We start from the raw sequence: 417 nt of genomic DNA on the forward strand, positions 1-417 counted from the left end.
GTCTTGATCGGGGCCCTGCGGGCCCAGTCGCGCTTCACCCAGTACGCGTCGTAGTCGGCGAAGGTGGTGAGCTCGATGTCCTCGATCCACTTGCAGGCCGAGACGTACCCGTACAGCCCGGGCACCAGCATGCGCACGGGGAAGCCGTGGACGAAGGGGAGCGGTTCGCCGTTCATGCCGACGGCGAGCATGCCGTCCCGGCCGTCCATGACGTCCTCGACGGGGGTGCCGAGGGTCATGCCGTCCACCGAGCGGGCGATGATCTGGTCCGCCTTCCCGCCCCGGGACGGCGGCTTGACGCCCGCCTCCCTGAGCAGGTCGGCCAGGCGGACGCCGATCCACCGGGCATGGCCGATGTAGGGGCCGCCGACCTCGTTGGAGACACAGCAGAGGGTGATCTCGCGTTCGATCAGGGGG

Annotated in this window: 1 protein-coding gene; it reads right to left on the bottom strand. The window is 69.8% G+C overall.

Going from position 1 to position 417, the window contains the following annotated elements; translation table 11 throughout:
* On the bottom strand, positions 1 to 417 hold a 417-nt coding region (locus tag RM704_RS44865; protein WP_311593639.1), incomplete at both ends, for a molybdopterin-dependent oxidoreductase.

The organism is Streptomyces gottesmaniae (assembly GCF_031845845.1).
In the GTDB taxonomy this organism is placed as follows: Bacteria; Actinomycetota; Actinomycetes; order Streptomycetales; family Streptomycetaceae; genus Streptomyces; species Streptomyces akebiae.